Genomic DNA, 16738 nt, shown 5'->3' with positions numbered 1-16738 from the left:
ACTACAGAGTCCGCAACATCAGCCGCCGCCGCCGGGCTGATGTTGCGGACTCTGTAGTCGCGGCGAGGACACCAAGGACAAATTGCTGATATGCGAGAGGCGCGTTCCTACTGACAAAAAGCTCGTACCTGCCTGATTGTCCAATATACACGTCTCCGGGGCTGTAATTGTCGTCTCGTCCGCTCACGACTGCCAGCTTGCGCCAGTGTAGCCAGCGCCCCTGGAAATAATGGTTTACCTCAAGCACCACCCCATCAAGATTCCTGAAAGAATGCCCTTTATTAGTTGGGATACAAACTACACATACCGGATATTTCAAATAATATTCATCAGGGACCACTGTAGAGAAGCTTTTTGTACCAGTTATCTCTCTTTCTGATTTGGCACACCCAAGCTTGGCATTAAATTCAGTATTTATGCACGTATTCTGAGATAGAGAAATTGACTTTTGGACTAAAGGATACGCCTCGATCAGAGCCTTTTCGTTGCCATCAACAGCAAAGCGATAGAGCGCGAGGAGACGGTGCAGAACGAATGGGTCTGTGACCAAGGAGAACCCGTAATTTTGCGCTGCAGCATTGGTTCCGCTCAGAGTACCGCCAGCGGCAGCCGTAGTGGTAGTCCATGTATTGCCGCCGCTAAAACCCGTAGCAGCAAGTGCGGCAGCCTGAGCGAGGTTGAAGCTGCTTGTAAGGGGGGCAGTTAATCCAGGTGATATAGTATTAGTCGTCGAAGCTACACCGGACGAGACGACAATCTGAGCAGGGATCGCAAACTCATTATCGATGAAGTTAGATAAATTATATAATACTTGTCTTGTTAGCAAAGTATCTGTGTTAGCAGCAATGTCTAGCGCATTATAATTTAACTGCGAAGACGCACATCCAAAAAGAGGTAATAATGTTAGGCACAAAATGAAAAAACGGCGCATGAAATTGCTCCATTTTATTAATTAATTTCCCAATGCGGCCACGCCGCGCTCGCATTGACGGCATGAAATACTCTGCGCGTCCAATTGACTGAAATGCATAAATTAAGTCTAGACGAAGAACCCTGCGATGCAACCATCACCGACTTAATTAATTTAGAATTTGCTCGCGAGTGACTTAACTGCCTCAACCCCCGCCGCCGGCACACGGGCAGTTGTAAGCCGCGCGCTCCCAGATATGTTTGCGCCTCAAGAGACGCAGCGCTTCCGCTTCCTAAAAGTTTCGGCGGCCGACCTTAAATGCGTGGCATATTTCCCCTTTGTAGCTACATTGTAACTACGAAAGGGATTTTGCAATGGGGACAGATAGCGTAGTGCGGGCTCGGATAGACGGGTATGTCAAGGACGCCGCGGCTGCCGTGTTGGCCGATATGGGCCTGACGGTTTCCGACGCCATTCGGATCATGCTGATGAAGGTGGCTGCCGAGAAGGCGCTACCATTTCATCTAAATGTGCCGAAAGAGAAGGCCCATGTCGCGAGCTACGCATATAGGAGGGGCAGAAGGTTTAAGGGCGCTCGGGACAAAATGGTTGCCCCGCGTGTGGGCTCAACGCCATAGGTAGGGTTTGGTCAAGGGTGCGCCGTGATGGCGAAAGCTGAAAACATCAATTCGGACATTCTCGCGTGGGCGAGAAAGTCGGCAGGTCTGTCCCTTGACGATGCAGCCACGCGGCTTGGTATTGCATCGACCGAGACGATTTCAGCTGCCGATAAACTTGAGGAACTGGAGACGGGAGCGAAGTTTCCAACGCGGAGCCAGCTCGCCAAATTTGCCGCTGTTTACCGTCGCCCTCTCATCACATTCTATATGAAGCAACCTCCTCAGAAAGGAGAGAGAGGCGAAGATTTCCGTACACTGACGGGGAACGTCTCAAATCGTGAAAATGCGATGCTCGACGCCCTACTGCGCGATATACACGCTCGGCAGGAGATGGTTAGAAGTCTTCGGGAGGACGAAGAAGACGTTGAGCCTCTAGCCTTCGTCGGCTCCAGAAATATCAGGGATGGTGTACCCTCTGTCGTCGAGAGTATTTCCAAAGCCCTTGGCGTCTCGGAAGGTCGCAAGGATGGGAGAAACGGCTCGCCTGATGACTTCTTCCGCGAACTGCGCAACCGCGCCGAGCGAATAGGCGTCTTTGTTCTCCTCGTGGGCGATCTAGGATCGCACCATTCCGCCATCAGCGAGACTGTATTCAGGGGCTTCACGATAGCGGACAGGATCGCTCCTTTCGTCGTCATCAATGACCAGGACGCTAAGTCGGCACGCGCGTTCACTCTGCTGCACGAACTGGCCCATATTTGGCTTGGACAGACTGGCGTGAGCGGCACCCCCTACGTGGGCGAACCGCGAGCTGCGATAAGCAAAATCGAGCAGTTTTGTAACGATGTGGCCGGCGCTTTTCTGCTGCCCGACAGCGCTTTTCCTTCAGAAAAATCGAATGACTTCAAGGCCGACAGAAATGCTGTCATGCACGAGATCGAGAGGATTGCCGCGTCGTGGAGCGTTAGCGAACCCATGGTGGCCTACCGACTTAATCGGCTTGGTTGGATCACCCCGACAGTCTATCGCGAGCTGCAGGCGACTTACGCCGCGCGTTGGCACGCCATTAAGCTAAAAGACAAGAGCAAGGCTAATGAAACAGAAGGTGGCCCGTCATATTATGTGGTCAAACAATTTAAGCTGGGCAATGCGCTGGTCGACCTTGTGCGGCGGACAGTGAGAAACAATGAGCTGAGCCACACTAAGGCAGCTAAAGTCCTTGGTGTTAACCCCGGTTCGGTGGAGCCACTTCTGCGCCGGTTCGAGAGCAGACGCGGAGCCGTGGTTCCCGACTTCGGGAGCAAGATTTAGTGCACCTTCTCGATGCAAACGTGTTGATCCGAGCCCACGAAGACTATTATGGCATCGACCAAGTTCCTCAATTCTGGGATTGGTTGTTGGCGCAAGCGGCTGCCAACCTTGTGAAAATGCCGCTCGAAATTCATCAAGAAATTGCGATCTCGAAAGGCCCCTTGCGTGAGTGGGTCTGCGCTACTTCCGTAAAGCAGCATTTTGTCCTCGACGAGGAGGTCGATCAGGATTTGGTCGAACACGTCCTTGCAACGGGCTACGGCCCGAACTTGACTGATAGCGAGCTGGAAAAAGTCGGCCAAGACCCTTTTTTGGTAGCGTATGGCCTTGCGCGGGAAGGTCGTTTTGTTGTCACCAAGGAGGTCTCAGCGCCAAGCAAGCAACGCGCCAACCGAAAAGTTCCCGATGTTTGCAACAGCGTCGGCGTCTCCTGGATGAGAGACTTTGATCTATACAAAGCTCTAGGCTTCAGCACAAAGTAATGCCATTAAGATGTTAAGGATTTAAAACATCTGATCAATATTGGCCTTTATTTCTAAGTGTTAGGCGCGTGCCTGAGGCCTTCATCCCAGCCTGCCGCTAACTTCTTGTATATAGCGCAATTGAAGGCGCTGCTCTATGAAACCGTGCCCCTACCCCGGCCTCCGTTCATAGTGTATTTCAGCTATGCGGGCGTCGTAATGGGCGGGCGCCTGCGCTACACTATCAGGGGAATGCCCATGCGGACATTGTATGGCGTTGGGAGTGGCGCAATTCGTGAAGCGTAGTGTCCGCTGAGCTCGGGCGGGCAACCGCCCCCTTGAACTCACGCCGGGAGGCGGCGGCCTTTAATTTGCGGCCAGCGTAGGTAAACAGAGTGCCCTTTTCTCGCCGGCCGAAGGCCGCTCGTACAGCGCGACGCGCCAGCCGACGACTGGCGGCGGGCATCTTGCCGCTCTTACTTTCCGCAACGAAGACCGATCCGTTGCCCGATCGAAGAAGCGGTCGCCGAAACGCGCGCCGATCAAGTGGGCCGCCGCGAATGAGCTCGCGCAATTCTCCTCGCCGCTGTTCACAGCGTCTTCTCCTCGGCTGTGGTCACGCCCCCCACCCTGGGTCGACGTCGCGCTGCAATAGAGTTTGACGAGGCGCTCGCCGGCCGCCTCGGCGGCATTGGCATCAAGGCCCCGGCTACCAGTTCTGGCAAAACACTTCGCGCATCCACCCTGTCCAGTCTGTTCGGCTATAGCCGGACGGGCGGCGCCGGCAGCTACAACTTTCCCTTCCTTGGAGGCTAAGAGGCGATCCGTCGCCTGCTGCGGATTGAAGGCCGCCTCGACAAACGCCGGAGCGGTCTCTCGCTTGAGGGCGACGGAGGTGTGGGTGCCGAGCAATTGCTCGATCTAGATTTCCTTGAAACCAGCTTCCGTCAGAAAAAAGTGCGTATTTTTGAATTCAACCCAGCCGCAGCCTATGGCAAACTTCAGACCATGGGCAATATCGTCGGCAGACCAGGCTTTGCTTGGCATAAAATTTTGTTGCATTAGCATTTCGCCTGCGCGAACTCCATGGCCTCTGAAAATTGTCAGGACATGTCGCGCGTTCTCTTCTGGAGTAGGAATATTGGCCATCATATTTTCCCTTAGAAATTGAAATCTATCGCTTAGCTTGCGGCCCAATCAATTGCGCCGCGCCCCTCGTATTTGCTAAATTGGCTTACTTGCAGGTTCATATTCGAGAGACAGGCTGGTATTCAGAAGGCCATCGGCATCATACAGAACGCCGACCGGAGCCCTAAATCCCGTGCTGCCCAGGTGCTACCCAGCGGCAAGGGTAATGTTTGAAAGATCGTCTAAGTCTTTGATTTAATGGTGGGCGCGACAGGGATTGAACCTGTGACCCCTCCCGTGTGAAGGGAGTGCTCTCCCGCTGAGCTACGCGCCCGCTTTGCGCTGACTGTGACGCACGCTACGCTGCGTCTGCTGCGCCGCCGCTCTTCTTACGGAGCGCCGAAGCGAAGTCAAGGGCGATCGGTTCGCGACGAGGCCTTCGCCGGCGCGCCGGAGCGCGAATCTTCGGCGATGGCCTGCCCGTCGCCTTCCCGCGCGCCGACATCGCTATAGTCCCACGGCTCAAAGCCGAGCGCGCAGGCCGGAGAGACGCCCCCGCGCCCGCCCTTGCAAGGCGCGCCGCGCCCCTCTGTCCGGAAATTGAAATCGCCATTGGCGAGATCGGTGAAATTCGGATCCTCGTTGACGATCGAATGGACGTCCTGTCCGTAGAGGGTCCGCCAGTCGGCAAAGCTCGTCGGCGGCTTACCGAGGCGCACATAGTCGACCAGCGTCGCGCCCGCCTGATAATAGAGATTGAAATCATATTTGAAGAATTGGCTGGAAGGCGGGACCTCGTTTCCGTTTTGCGGCGCGCCCGCTTTTTGCGAATTGACGACTTGCCAGGCAAAGATATTCCGCGTTGCGGTCAGGACCGGATCATAAAGCGTCTGCAAAGCGGTCCAGTTCAGCGCGCCATCCGAGCATGTCTCTCCCGGCGCGCAGCTTGGCGGCCTGTCGCCCGCAATGCATGGCGCAGCCTTGTCGCAGACGGCCCTGAGCACGTAGAGCACGCCGTTGTTGATGACATAGCAGCTTTGTTTTTCGGCGAGCCCGCAACTCGGTTCGCCCCAGCGCTCGCCGGTGAACCACCTGAAATTCCAGGGCGGGACGGTAAGCTGGACCGCATAGTCGGCGCCATAGACGTAGCCTTCCGGAAAGACGCCGGCGAAGATGTTATTGTAGATCTTGCCGCGCAAATTGCCTGTATGTTGGGCAAGCCGATTCCCGTAGGGCGTATATCCATTCACCGTGGCCCGATTGTAGAACAGATTGTGATGCACTGTGAGGCCAAAGGAAATATTGCCGTCATGGTAGTCGAGCACGCCATCGTAGCCATGCGGCCTGACCCGACCGTTCCAGATCACGGTTTGATAGGCGCCTGAACTCACGTCATGGACGCTATTGTAGCTGATGGTGAGACCCTGCTGCGTTCCATCGCCTGCGCCATCGACCGGTCCATTGCTGTAGAGACAGCCGAAGTCGTTCGCCATCGACGAACCTGGAACCGAGACGCCGTCGAGATTTGTCTCATATCCGCAATAATAGATTTCATTGTGGGAAATATTCGACTCATAGGAATAGGGATCGTACAAGCCGCTGAAATAAGGCGCGCCTCGCTCCACATGGCTTTGGGCGTTGGCGAGGCCGAAGCTGGTGCAGTCGTGAATAGTGTTATGGGTCACATCATATTTGAGCAGCCCGGCGAAAGAAACGCAGCTTGCGCCGGTCGAGACCTCGCCCGCGCCGAAGATGAAGTTGTTATGCAGCGTCTGGCAGCAGCCCGAGAGATCGGCGCGGCTCGATTTGGTGGAGGGACCGAAGTCGCTGACGCCGTAATAGCCAGCGTCGTTATTGTGCTGATATTTGAGGTAATACTCCACCGCCGAGCCGGAGCCGACAAGCGTGCCGCCGGCCTCGTGGATGCGGCTGTTCTTCAATGTGATATGCGAGGATCCGAACGCCATGTAGAGGCCGGCGCCGCCGGAATGGGCGACTTCGATCCCGTCGAAGACGACCTGCTTTGCTCCGATTGTGACAACCGACGGCGTCAGCGTCAACACGGTCGCGGAAGGTGTGCCCATGAAGCCGCCGGTCGCGCCGGCAAGATCATTTTCGCCGGTAAATACTGTGCTGTTGGTATGCTGGAACGAAATGCCAGCGATGTTGAGGTTGCCGACCAACGCGCCTGTCTTGCCCCCGGCGCGGGCAATGTCGGCCTTCGCGTTGGAAATCCGCAGCAATTGCTTGAGGCGCGGGATCACGACCTTGATCGAGGCGCAATCCTCGCCGCGCCGCGGCGTGTAATAAATCGCGCCGGTCGTCCGGTCGGTATAGAGTTCGCCGGCGTAGCCGCCCGCGCCAAGATCCTCAAAGCGGTTCCAGACGCGGTAGGCCGTTCCGCCATAGATCTTCGGCCACGCATGCAGATGGCTGTTCAGCGTGACCATGCCGGCCTCTGCGGCCTCGACCGGCACGAGCGAAGACTGCGAGGCTGAGCCGGGCAGCTGGATCTTCACATCCGTCTGATTGTAGGCGCTGAGCGCGTCATCGCCGTTGACGGGAAATCGGTTGGCGCCGCCGATCCGCGTCCTGTCGCCGGCGTTCGTCGATTGAACCGGATCCTGAACAATCGACGTCCCGCTGTCGGAGGCGATTCTGGGCGCCCCGTTCGGAGCGCCAGCAAGCGTAACCGTCCCGCTTCCGGCCGCGGCGCTCTTGCTCAAGATCCAGTAGCGGATGATCCATTTGAAGGAGCCGACGCTGGAATCAAAGCCAATCGTCTCGCCGACATCGCCGATTTTCGACAGATCGCTGACCGCAATTTCCGGCTTGCCGGCGCTAAACGTCGCCGTCAGGATCGAGGGGACGCTTGCCCCGACGGGGCTTCCCGGCGCGCCGGGAATGACCTTCCATGGATTGCCCTTGCGCGGACTGATGACCTGCTGCACGCGGCGCCCATCGACCCACATCACGCCGACATAGCGCCAGGAGGTTTTATTGGCGTTGGTCAGGGGCGCATAAGGCGCGAGCCAGCGCGATACGCAGGCCGGCGCGCCATTCGTCGGCAGCGTCTCCGCCTTGAACGACCCCGAAATATCCGTGCCGCCGCTGAAGACCGGAGTCTCGCCCGGAAAGCCGATCAGATTGGCGAAATGGCCCGGCGCAGGCGTGTGCGCCGTCGTGAACAGCAGCGTGTCGTCAAGGACGAACGGACCGCCGCGGTCGCTGAAGGCCAGCGTATAATCGCGATCCGGGTTGCGGGCGACATTGGCCTTGAGAAAATCGAGGGCCTTGCGAACGCTGGCGCAAGGCGCAGATTTTGTGCAATCGGCGCCAATTGCATCGCCGCGCGCATCGCGCCCGTTCGCGGAGAAATAGGCGTCGGCGACAGGCGCCGCCGGCGCGGCCTTTGCGCCGGCAAAGATGAACGCGGCGCAGATGCCAGCGATGAGCCCCAATTTCTGCATGCTTGACTATCCTGGTCGCCGGAGGCTCGGTCAGACCGACGCCCGCCGCGCTCAGCTTCCGCCATGGCCGCGCGTTCGGTCCGCCATTTTGAGCTTGCTTCAGGATAGCGGCGGGACCGCGCCGACGATCATCACATTTTCTCTATTCAATAGGACGGCCGCCCGCCTGCGCCAGGGCCGCCCGCTTCGCCGCGCCGGGCGGTCACGACGACGCGCAAGGAAGGCCAATGAGAAAGAGCTTTGCAGCGGCGAAGCCGGGCGCCTGACCGTCGCGCTTCAGAGCGCTGTCCGACCAAATGGGATCATTCGCGCGACAAGAATCGCTTTAGGCGCGAAGGTCGGCGCCGGCGAGGCCAATGGAGATATTTTGCCGTCTGGCGATTTCACGCTTGACGCGCGTCCAGTGACGCGTCGACCCGTCGCCGTCGATGCAGCGGCCCTTGGCCCGGTCGCGCGCTTCGAAATAGGCGCGATCGTCATAGCAGGCGATCATGCGTTCGGCTTCGGCCGCCGCCTCAGCCCTATGCCGCAGCGGCGCCGCAACGGCATCCAAAAACGCTTGGAAAGAACGAACCATCGCGAATCACTCAACCAAAGCGCGCGCTCCCCTTTGCATCGATTCGGGCGCGCCTACAACTGCTGAGTGATATTTGTTCACATTTTGTTCGATACCACAAGAGGTTCGCGAAATGTTTTCATAACGCGGCGCTCAGGCCTGCTCAAGTTCTATCAACGTTCCAGAAAAATCGCCGGGATGAAGAAACAGCACCGGCTTGCCATGCGCGCCGATTTTCGGCTCGCCGCCGCCGAGCACGCGCGCGCCGCTCGCCTGCAGCCGGTCCCGCGCGGCGAGAATATCCTCCACCTCATAGCAAATGTGGTGAATCGCCCCCTTCGGGTTGCGCGCGACGAAATCGGCGATCGGCGAGGCCGCGCCCAGCGGCTCGAGCAGCTCGATCTTGGCGTTGTCCAGCGTGATGAAGACCACTGTAACGCCATGTTCGGGCAAAGGCTCGGGTTCGCTCACCTTGGCGCCAAGGGCGTTACGATATTGCGCCGCCGCCGGACCGAGCTCTTTCACCGCGATCGCGACGTGATTCAGTCGTCCGATCATGCGGGCGCCCCTCGCTCGATTCTTTGATCCTAGACGTGATTACCGGCGCGGACCTGCGGCGGCAATTGCGTCAAAGGTCATATTTCGACAACGAGCACATGCACGGAAGGGCGCTTGCCCCAGGCTTGGGCGACCGCGTTACGGACGGCCTTTTCGATCGCGCTCGAAACAACGTCGGCGTCGCGCCGCTTTTGCCGCGGCAGATGATCGAAGGTCTGGAACATGGCGTCGTCGACAATGGCGTCCATCGGGGCGCCGCCATGCCCTCGTGTCGGAATGCCGGCGGTCATCACATCCGGCACGCCGGCAAGATCGCCCTTCGCGGTCACCGCGAGGGCGATGGTGATGATGCCCGAGGCCGCGAGTTTCTGGCGCATCCGCGGCGCCTCGTCGGTCGCCGAGACGAAGATATTGCCGTCCTTGAGCAGCCGGCCGGACGGCGCCTCGCCGACGATCGCCGCCTGTCCGGGGGCCAGCGCGACGATATCGCCATTGCGCGCCGGGATGACATGAGGCACGCCCATCGCCCGCGCGAAAATCGCATGTTCGGCGAGATGAAGGTCCTCGCCGTGCGCCGGGATTGCGATTTGCGGCCGCACCCAGCCGTAAAGCTGCGACACCTCGCCCCGGCGCGGATGGCCGGAGGCGTGCACCAGCGCGTTGCGATCGGTGACGATCTCTATGCCGGAGCGGATGAAATTATTGATGATGCGCCCCACCTCGCGCTCATTGCCGGGGATCGTCCGCGAGGAAAATATCACCTTGTCGCCGGCGGTCAGCGAGATCGCAGGATGCTCGCCTTCGGAAATGCGGGCGATGGCCGCGCGCGGCTCGCCCTGGCTTCCGGTCGCGATCAGGGCCACCCGGTCGCGCGGCAAATGGGCGAAGGCGTCGATGCCGAAGAAATCCGGCACGCCGTCGAGATAGCCGCAGTCACGCGCGACCGCGACGACCCGCTCCATGGCGCGCCCGGCAAGGACGACGCTGCGGCCGGCCGCCGCCGCGGCGAGGGCCACGGCGCGAATGCGCGCGACATTGGAGGCGAAGGTCGTGACGACGACGCGCCCGGTCGAACCCGCGATCACCTCGCGCAATGTTCGTGCGACCTCGCCCTCCGAGGGGCTTATTCCCTCGCGCAGGATGTTGGTCGAATCGCAGATCAGCGCGAGCACGCCTTCATCGCCGATTTCAGACAGTCGCCTGGCGTCGGTCGGCGCGCCAAGACCGGGCTCGGCGTCGATCTTCCAGTCGCCGGAATGGATCACCGTGCCGAGCGGCGTCCGGATCGCCAGGGCGCAGCTTTCCGGGATCGAATGCGCCATGGCGATGAATTCGACGGCGAAGGGGCCGACTTTGATATGTCCGCCCTGCGGCACGACCTCGATCGGAACCTCCGGCGCGCCAGGCTCCGACAGACGTTTCGTGCGCAGCAGTTCGGCAGCGAAGCGCGTTGCATAGAGAGGGCAGCCAAGCTTCGGCCAGATGTCGGCGACGGCGCCGATATGATCCTCATGGGCATGGGTGATGACCAGCCCGACCAGATCCTCGCGCATCTTCTCGATGAAGGAGACGTCCGGAATGATGATGTCGATGCCGGCATGCTCGGGGCCCGCGAAGGCGATGCCGCAGTCGACCATCAGCCATTTCATCCGGCCCTTCGGGCCGAAGCCGTAAAGGGCGAGGTTCATGCCGATCTCGCCCAACCCTCCAAGCGGCGCGAAGACGAGCTCGTCATTTGCCGCATTCATCAATGAATACCTTTCTTTTGCTGCGGCTTTGTCGACGTCGTCACGACAGGCGCGCCGGCTGCGCGCCGAGGAAGACATCGGCGGCCTCGATCACGATTTCGCCGGCCGCGCCGTCGAGGAGGAGTCGTCCGGCAGCGTCGATCCCGCGGAAAACGCCATCGGTCGCGACCTCGCCGCGGAAAACCTTGATCTGCTCGCCAACGCCCGCCGCGCGTTTCAGCCATTCGGCGCGAATGAGGACAAAACCGCCCTCTTGCGCCCAAACGGCGAGCCAACGCGCCATTTCCGCGGCCAACGCCTCGAGCACCGTCTCGGGCGAAATAGCGCGGCCGGCGATCGCGCCAAGGTCGCTGGCCGGATAAAGCGTGTCCGAGGGGTGCGAGGCGCAATTGACGCCGATTCCGGCGACGCAGCCGACGCCGGCGTCCATCGTGACGCCCTCGAGCAGGACGCCGGCAATTTTGGCGCCCTTATACAGAATGTCGTTGGGCCATTTGATTTTAAGGCCCGGATCCGCGCCGAGCAGTCGTCCCAGCGCGACGGCAAGCGCGAGGCTCGCGACAAAGCCGAGTTCTGGAGCGCGGGCGAGCGGCGCCGGATCGATCAGCAGGAGGCTTGCGAAAAGATTGCCGGGCTCCGACGTCCAGCTGCGGCCAAGCCGGCCGCGCCCGCTGGTCTGGCGCTCGGCGACAATCCAGAGGCGACCAGGATCGCCAGCCCGCGCGCGCGCCAGCGCCTCGTCATTGGTCGATCCGAGTTCGCCGTGGACGGATAGCCGGAAACCCGATGCTTCAACCGATCTTGCAAGATGCGACAGAATAACCCACCAATTCGAGCATGCGGGCGCTCTTCCCGGCGGCGCAGCGCCGGACGAGTCGCCCCAGCTTTTTTTGCCGCAAGCGCGACGTCGAAGCTAAATCGTTCTAGAACAAAGACTTGGCCGCCGTCGCCGTAGCGTCGATGAACAGAGCCGGATAAGCGAACAAGAACAGCACAAACAGGCTCGTTATGGCAAGCACGACGCGCAGGGCTGGCGTCGGCGGATCGAAGGCCGGGGCGGCCTCGTCGAAATACATGATCTTCACAACGCGCAGATAATAGTAGGCGGCGACCGCGCTCGACAGCACGCCGATGACGGCGAGCGGATAGAGATGAGCCTGAATGGCGGCGTTGAACACATACCATTTGGCGAAGAAGCCCGCGAGCGGCGGAATGCCGGCAAGCGAGAACATCAGCATCGCGAAGAAGAACGCCATCAGCGGATTGTTCTTGGCGAGCCCGGAGAGATCCGAAATCTGCTCGACCGCATGGCCGGCGACGCGCATCGACAGAATCGCCGCAAAGCTGCCGAGCGTCATGACGAGATAGATGGCCATATAGACCATGACGCCGAAGACGCCCTCCTGCGTGCCGGCGGCGAGGCCGACAAGGGCGAAGCCGACATGACCGATTGCCGAATAGGCCATCAGCCGCTTGATATTGGTCTGGCCGATCGCCGCGAAAGCGCCGAGCGCCATGGAGAGGATCGAAATGAAGACGATGATCTGACGCCATTGCGCCTCGGCGCCGGGAAAGGCGGTCATCAGGACGCGCACCGTGATCGCCACCGCGGCCATCTTGACCGCCGATCCGAAGAAGGCGGTGACAGGAGTGGGCGCGCCTTCATAGACGTCGGGCGTCCACATGTGGAACGGCACGGCCGACATTTTGAAGGCGAGGCCGGTCATCAGAAACACGAGGCCGAAGATGATTCCGATCGAGACATGGCCCTGCGTCGCCGCGGCGATGCCGGCGAAATCGACCGTTCCGGCAAAGCCATAGATCAGCGAGGCGCCATAGAGCAGCATCCCCGACGACAGCGCGCCGAGGACGAAATATTTAAGGCCGGCTTCCGAGGCCCGAAGATCGTCGCGATTGAAGGCGGCGACGACATAAAGGGCGAGCGACATAAGCTCAAGGCCAAGATACATCGAAATGAGGTTCTGCGCGGAAATCAGAACCATCATGCCGAGCGTCGCGAGCAGCACCAGAATCGGGAATTCAAATTTGTCGATGCGTTCACGGGCGAGAAAATCCTGGCCCATGACGAGCGCGGTGAGCGAGCCGATCAGCGCCAGAACCTTCATGAAGCGGCCGAAGCCGTCGTCGATCACCGCCCCATCGAACAGGATCGCCTGTTCCTTGAAGCCGAGCAGAATGACGAGGATCGCCGCGCCGAGAAGGCCAACGGCGATTTCGGTGACCGGACCGTCCGAAGCCTTGCCGCGAAGCGCGCCATAGAGCACGAGGCCAAGAACGCCGACGGCCAGAATCACTTCCGGCAGGGAATGGGCGAGGGCGAGAGAGAGCGGCGTCATGTGCGGCAGCCTTAAAAAGCGCGATTCTTCAGTCGGATGAGGCAGTGCGGGGTTCGATGCGGCGCGCCGCCTCATTTTGCGTCAGTTCGGCGGTCCGCGTCCTTGCGATCGCCGCGTCGTAATTCTGGATGAGCGCGGCGACGGACGCCGCCGAGCTATCGAGGACCGGCTTCGGATGGAAGCCGAAATAAAGCGTCAGCGCCACCAGCGGTGCGAAGATCGCCGCCTCGCGCGGCGAGAGATCGAGGATATTGCGCAAGGCCGGCTTGTCGAGCACGCCAAAGACGACGCGGCGGTAGAGGAACAGCGCATAGGCCGCCGACAGGATAACCCCCGTCGTCGCCAAAAGGCCGATCCAGCTGTTGACCCGGAAGCCGCCAAGAAGAGTCAGAAATTCGCCGATGAAGCCGGATGTGCCGGGCAGGCCGACATTGGCCATGGTGAAGATCATGAAGACGACGGCATAGAGCGGCATGCGGGCGACGAGGCCGCCATAGGCCGCGATCTCGCGCGTATGCATCCGGTCGTAGACGACGCCGACGCAAAGGAACAGCGCGCCCGACACGAGACCATGCGAGATCATCTGGAACATCGCGCCCTGCACCCCCTGCTCCGTCATGGTGAACAGGCCCATGGTGACGAATCCCATATGCGCCACCGAGGAATAGGCGATCAGCTTCTTCATGTCCTCCTGCACCAGCGCGACCAGCGAGGTGTAGATGATGGCGATGATCGAGAGCGCGTAAATCAGCGGCGCGAAATAGGCAGAGGCGTCGGGGAACATCGGCAGCGAGAAGCGGATGAAGCCATAGCCGCCCATCTTGAGCAGGATGCCGGCGAGGATCACCGAGCCCGCCGTCGGCGCCTCGACATGCGCGTCCGGAAGCCAGGTATGCACCGGCCACATCGGCATCTTGACGGCCAGCGAGGCGAAGAAGGCGAGAAACAGCCATTTCTGCATCGAGGCCGGGAAGCTCGTCGCCAGCAGCTGGACGATGTCCGTCGTGCCGGCGAAACCGTACATCGCCATGATGGCGAGCAGCATCAAAAGCGAGCCGACGAGCGTATAGAGGAAGAACTTAAAGCTGGCGTAGACGCGCCGCTTGCCGCCCCAGATGCCGATGATGAGAAACATCGGTATGAGGCCGCCCTCGAAGAACAGATAGAACAGCACGAGGTCGAGCGCGCAGAAGACGCCGAGCATCATGGTCTCGAGCACGAGGAACGCGATCATATAATCCTTGACGCGATAGGTGATCGATTTCCACGAGGCGGCGATGCAGAACGGCATCAGGAAACCGGTCAGCAGCACGAAGGGCATCGAGACGCCGTCGACTCCGAGCTTGTAGATGAGCCCCGAACCGAACCAGCCCTTTTGCTCGACGAGCTGGAACCCGGCCGACGACGTATCGAACTTCGCATAGGCGAAGACGGTAAGCAGGAAGACGATCACCGTCGTCGCGAAGGCGGCCCAGCGGGCGTTGTTCAGCGTCGCTTCATCCTCGCCGCGCAGGCAGAGGATGAAAGCCGCGCCAACCAGCGGCAGGAAGACGATGCAAGAGAGAATGCCGAAGCCAAACATCAGCGCACACCCCCGACGATATACCAGGTGATGATGGCGGCGAGCCCGATCAGCATGGCGAAAGCATAATGGTAGATATAGCCGCTCTGCAGCCTCACGACGCGGCCGGTGACGTCGACGACCCGGGCGGCGACGCCATCAGGACCAAGGCGATCGATGATCGCGCCATCGCCGCCGCGCCAGAACAGATTGCCGAGCCAGAACGCCGGGCGGACGAAGATCTTGTCGTAGAGCTCGTCGAAATACCATTTGTTGAGCAGGAAGCGGTAGAGCGCCGGCATCGCCGCGGCGAGCCGCGCGGGGGTCGCTGGCGCCAGAATATACATGTAGAGCGCGATGAGGAATCCGGCGACCATCATGATGGTCGGCATCAGGGCGGCGAGATGGGGGATTTCCTCCATCTCATGCAGGATGTGATTGTCGGGGCCGAGGAAGAGCGAGCCCTTCCAGAATTCATTAAAACCCTCGCCGATGAAGTCGCTGTGGAAAATGAGACCGGCGAAGAGCGCGCCGACGGCGAGGACGGCGAGCGGGATCAGCATGACGATCGGCGCTTCATGCGGATTGAGCGGACCGTGGTGGCCATGGTCGTCATGCGCATCGGCGGCGTGGGCGTCCGGCGCGTGGCCGGCGACCGCGGCGGCGCCGACCGAATGGGCCGCGGCGCCATGGCCCTCATCCGCCCATTGCGCCTTGCCGAAGAAGGTCAGGAACACGAGCCGCCAGGAATAGAAGGAGGTCAGCGCGGCGGCGATGACAGTCATGAGATAGCCGTAGAAGGCCATCGGCCGATGCGAGGCATAGGCCGCCTCGATGATCGCGTCCTTGGAGAAATAGCCGGACGTATAGGGAAAGCCGGTCAGCGCCAGCGTGCCGATCGTCATCATGGCGAAGGTAAACGGGATTTTCCGCCACAGCCCGCCCATGTTGCGCATGTCCTGCTCGTGGTGCATCGCGACGATCACCGAACCGGCCCCAAGGAACAGCAGCGCCTTGAAGAAGGCATGGGTAAAGAGGTGGAAAATGCCGATCGAATAGCCGCCGACGCCGAGCGCGACGAACATATAACCGAGCTGTGAACAGGTCGAATAGGCGATGACGCGCTTGATGTCGTTCTGTACGAGGCCGACGGTCGCGGCGAAAAAGGCCGTGGTCGCGCCAATGAAGATGACGAAGGACAGCGCATGCGGCGCCTGCTCGAACAGGGGCGAGAGGCGCGCCACCATGAAGACGCCGGCGGTGACCATGGTCGCGGCATGGATCAGGGCGGACACGGGGGTCGGCCCCTCCATGGCGTCCGGCAGCCAGGTGTGCAGCAGGAACTGCGCTGACTTGCCCATGGCGCCCATGAACAGCAGCAAGCAGGTAATCGTCATGGCGTCCCACTCGGCGCCGAAGACATGGATCGTGGTGTTGGCGAGGCCCGGCGCCGCGGCGAAAATCTGCTCGAAATTGATCGAGCGGGTCAGCACGAACACCATGAAGATGCCGAGCAGGAAGCCGAAGTCGCCGACGCGGTTGACGACGAACGCCTTGATCGCGGCGGCGTTGGCCGAGGGCTTTTGATACCAGAAGCCGATCAGGAGATAGGATGCGAGGCCGACGCCTTCCCAGCCGAAAAACATCTGCAGAAGATTGTCGGCGGTGACCAGCGCCAGCATGGCGAAGGTAAACAGCGAGAGATAGGAAAAGAAGCGCGGCCGCGAGGGATCATCGCTCATATAGCCGATCGAATAGAGATGCACGAGCGCCGACACGGTGGTGACGACGACAAGCATCACTGCGGTCAGACTGTCGACCCGCACCGTCCATTCCGCGCGCAGCGCGCCGGACGAGAACCATTCGCCCAGCAGCGCGACGCTGCCCGGCTCCTCGCCCAGCGCGACATTGGCGAAGGCGATCCAGGACAACAGGGCCGCGACGAACAGTAGGCTGGTCGTGACCAGCTCCGAAGGCCGCGCGCCGAGCTGTCGTCCGAACGGTCCCGCGATCAGAAATCCGATGAGCGGAAGGAATAGGATTGCCGCATACATCGGC

The 16738-nt window shown here is 60.4% G+C and carries 14 protein-coding genes and 1 tRNA gene; 3 read left to right on the top strand and 12 right to left on the bottom strand.

The features are described 5' to 3' along the window. Position 1: 1 nt before the first annotated feature. Positions 2-931, bottom strand: coding sequence for a hypothetical protein (locus CR492_RS20480; RefSeq protein ID WP_146030220.1), 930 nt, complete (start codon positions 929-931; stop codon positions 2-4). A gap of 353 nt (positions 932-1284) precedes the next feature. Between CR492_RS20480 and CR492_RS21365 the strand changes: the two genes are divergently transcribed. The 3 genes from CR492_RS21365 to CR492_RS08760 are packed head-to-tail and all read left to right on the top strand — an operon-like array spanning position 1285 to position 3323. Further along, a complete protein-coding gene (locus CR492_RS21365) occupies positions 1285-1548 on the top strand; it encodes a type II toxin-antitoxin system RelB/DinJ family antitoxin (RefSeq protein ID WP_102843360.1) in 264 nt (87 codons plus the stop codon). 27 nt (positions 1549-1575) lie between these two features. Beyond that, a complete protein-coding gene (locus CR492_RS08765; RefSeq protein WP_102843359.1) occupies positions 1576-2841 on the top strand; it encodes a helix-turn-helix domain-containing protein in 1266 nt (421 codons plus the stop codon). Next, positions 2841-3323 (top strand): DUF4411 family protein, encoded by a 483-nt coding sequence (locus CR492_RS08760; protein ID WP_102843358.1) that lies wholly within the window; start codon positions 2841-2843, stop codon positions 3321-3323. Before CR492_RS08765 ends, CR492_RS08760 begins: the two co-directional genes overlap by 1 nt. A 345-nt stretch (positions 3324-3668) precedes the next feature. Here the strand turns inward: CR492_RS08760 and CR492_RS08755 are convergent, their stop codons facing one another. The 11 genes from CR492_RS08755 to nuoL form a co-directional block, all read right to left on the bottom strand. After that, the gene (locus CR492_RS08755; protein ID WP_102843357.1) at positions 3669-4214 is read right to left on the bottom strand and encodes a hypothetical protein; all 546 of its coding nucleotides are present in this window, start codon (positions 4212-4214) and stop codon (positions 3669-3671) included. Positions 4215-4223: 9 nt separating this feature from the next. After that, positions 4224-4451 (bottom strand): hypothetical protein, encoded by a 228-nt coding sequence (locus tag CR492_RS20475; RefSeq protein WP_146030219.1) that lies wholly within the window; start codon positions 4449-4451, stop codon positions 4224-4226. Between the two features lie 238 nt (positions 4452-4689). Continuing rightward, positions 4690-4764 (bottom strand) — tRNA-Val (locus tag CR492_RS08750). Between the two features lie 76 nt (positions 4765-4840). Further along, a complete protein-coding gene (locus tag CR492_RS08745; protein ID WP_102843356.1) occupies positions 4841-7900 on the bottom strand; it encodes a hypothetical protein in 3060 nt (1019 codons plus the stop codon). Between the two features lie 325 nt (positions 7901-8225). Next, positions 8226-8477 carry a hypothetical protein gene (locus tag CR492_RS20470; protein WP_146030218.1) on the bottom strand — a complete coding sequence of 84 codons (252 nt, stop codon included), beginning with the start codon at positions 8475-8477 and terminating at the stop codon, positions 8226-8228. Between the two features lie 132 nt (positions 8478-8609). Next, complete coding sequence (mce, locus tag CR492_RS08735; protein WP_102843354.1) at positions 8610-9014, bottom strand: methylmalonyl-CoA epimerase; 405 nt, start codon at positions 9012-9014, stop codon at positions 8610-8612. A gap of 77 nt (positions 9015-9091) precedes the next feature. Beyond that, positions 9092-10762 carry a ribonuclease J gene (locus CR492_RS08730; RefSeq protein WP_102843379.1) on the bottom strand — a complete coding sequence of 557 codons (1671 nt, stop codon included), beginning with the start codon at positions 10760-10762 and terminating at the stop codon, positions 9092-9094. Between the two features lie 40 nt (positions 10763-10802). Beyond that, positions 10803-11579 carry a biotin--[acetyl-CoA-carboxylase] ligase gene (locus tag CR492_RS08725; RefSeq protein ID WP_280951531.1) on the bottom strand — a complete coding sequence of 259 codons (777 nt, stop codon included), beginning with the start codon at positions 11577-11579 and terminating at the stop codon, positions 10803-10805. A gap of 106 nt (positions 11580-11685) precedes the next feature. Beyond that, complete coding sequence (gene nuoN / locus CR492_RS08720) at positions 11686-13119, bottom strand: NADH-quinone oxidoreductase subunit NuoN (RefSeq protein WP_102843378.1); 1434 nt, start codon at positions 13117-13119, stop codon at positions 11686-11688. Positions 13120-13147: 28 nt separating this feature from the next. Continuing rightward, entirely contained in the window at positions 13148-14701 is a 1554-nt protein-coding gene (locus tag CR492_RS08715) for an NADH-quinone oxidoreductase subunit M (RefSeq protein ID WP_102843352.1), read from the bottom strand. After that, positions 14701-16734: an NADH-quinone oxidoreductase subunit L gene (gene nuoL / locus CR492_RS08710; protein WP_102843351.1), complete on the bottom strand. Its 2034-nt coding sequence runs from the start codon at positions 16732-16734 to the stop codon at positions 14701-14703. The genes CR492_RS08715 and nuoL overlap by 1 nt, the downstream gene beginning before the upstream one ends. Between the last annotated feature and the right edge of the window lie 4 nt (positions 16735-16738).

This window comes from Methylocella silvestris (genome assembly GCF_002891535.1).
Classification (GTDB): Bacteria; Pseudomonadota; Alphaproteobacteria; order Rhizobiales; family Beijerinckiaceae; genus Methylocapsa; species Methylocapsa silvestris_A.
Note: the sequence above shows the minus strand (reverse complement) of the source record. Positions and strands in the feature narration are given on the sequence as shown.